Origin of the sequence: Blautia sp. AM42-2 (genome assembly GCF_003480245.1) — a bacterium.
Taxonomy (GTDB): domain Bacteria; phylum Bacillota; class Clostridia; order Lachnospirales; family Lachnospiraceae; genus Fusicatenibacter; species Fusicatenibacter saccharivorans.
The window spans coordinates 1-625 of record NZ_QUIM01000043.1; the positions used below are offsets into that span (position 1 = coordinate 1).

Annotated in this window: 1 rRNA gene; it reads left to right on the plus strand. The window is 53.0% G+C overall.

Annotation, left to right across the window (positions count from 1 at the left end):
* Positions 1 to 594, plus strand: a 16S ribosomal RNA gene (locus DW915_RS15585); the annotation flags it as partial.
* Positions 595 to 625 lie beyond the last annotated feature (31 nt).

Genomic DNA, 625 nt, shown 5'->3' on the forward strand with positions numbered 1-625 from the left:
GTGGTTTAATTCGAAGCAACGCGAAGAACCTTACCAGGTCTTGACATCCCGATGACCGGTTCGTAATGGAACCTTCTCTTCGGAGCATTGGAGACAGGTGGTGCATGGTTGTCGTCAGCTCGTGTCGTGAGATGTTGGGTTAAGTCCCGCAACGAGCGCAACCCTTATCCTCAGTAGCCAGCAGGTAAAGCTGGGCACTCTGTGGAGACTGCCAGGGATAACCTGGAGGAAGGTGGGGATGACGTCAAATCATCATGCCCCTTATGATCTGGGCTACACACGTGCTACAATGGCGTAAACAAAGGGAGGCAAAGCCGCGAGGTGGAGCAAATCCCAAAAATAACGTCTCAGTTCGGACTGCAGTCTGCAACTCGACTGCACGAAGCTGGAATCGCTAGTAATCGCGAATCAGAATGTCGCGGTGAATACGTTCCCGGGTCTTGTACACACCGCCCGTCACACCATGGGAGTTGGTAACGCCCGAAGTCAGTGACCCAACCTTTCAGGAGGGAGCTGCCGAAGGCGGGACTGATAACTGGGGTGAAGTCGTAACAAGGTAGCCGTATCGGAAGGTGCGGCTGGATCACCTCCTTTCTAAGGAAGAACAAGTAAAGAATGGGTTTCA